Source organism: Oleiphilus sp. HI0067 (genome assembly GCF_001635735.1).
In genome coordinates this window covers 1-741 of sequence record NZ_LWFI01000385.1, presented here as the reverse complement: position 1 = coordinate 741, position 741 = coordinate 1, and the positions used below count along the sequence as shown (strand labels likewise).

Sequence of the window (741 nt, the reverse complement as noted above, 5' to 3'; positions counted from 1 at the left end):
GGCACAATTAATTCGAAATGGATTGATTGCGATGGATCGCTCCGAAAGAGGCTCCATGGGAATCTATAGTGAGAAGTACGATATCTATAGTTCGAGCCGGCTTACCCTGATGACAGACTTACGTAAGGCCTTGAATGATGATGCGCTCAGTTTAGTGTTTCAGCCGAAGTTTGAAATTAGTAGCGGGAAGGTGATTGGTCTCGAGGCTTTAGTACGTTGGATTCATCTAGAGAATGGTTTTGTTCCTCCGGATCAATTTATTCCCCTGGCCGAAGAAACTGGGGTAATTAATGAGCTGAGCTTATGGGTATTTCAAGAAGCGATACGTGCTTTGGTAATGCTGCGAGCTCAAGGCTATGACGGAAGCATGTCGATTAATATTTCAGCGCGTGATCTGAAGTTTAAGTATTTTGGCGCTCAACTTCTTAAAACACTGAAGACCGAGAATGTATCACCTGAATTGGTTTATTTGGAGTTAACCGAAACTGCGGCGATGGATGATCCGGCGTTTAGCATTGCGACACTGGATAAATTAGCAGCCCATGGGTTCAAGATTTCAATTGATGACTTTGGCGCGGGTTATTCATCGTTGTCATATCTCAAAGGTTTGCCTGCAAGTGAAATCAAGTTAGATCGCTCTTTGATCGAAGATATAAAGAATGATGAAAACTCAAAAGTGATCATACAAACCGTGATTGCGATGGCGGAAGGTTTAGGCTGCGATTTGATTGCAGAGGGCAT

1 protein-coding gene is annotated in these 741 nt (G+C 43.3%); it reads left to right on the top strand.

Going from position 1 to position 741, the window contains the following annotated elements; genetic code table 11:
• Positions 1-55: 55 nt before the first annotated feature.
• A partial coding sequence (locus A3739_RS04545; protein WP_197472050.1) for an EAL domain-containing protein occupies positions 56-741 on the top strand: 686 nt, incomplete at its 3' end.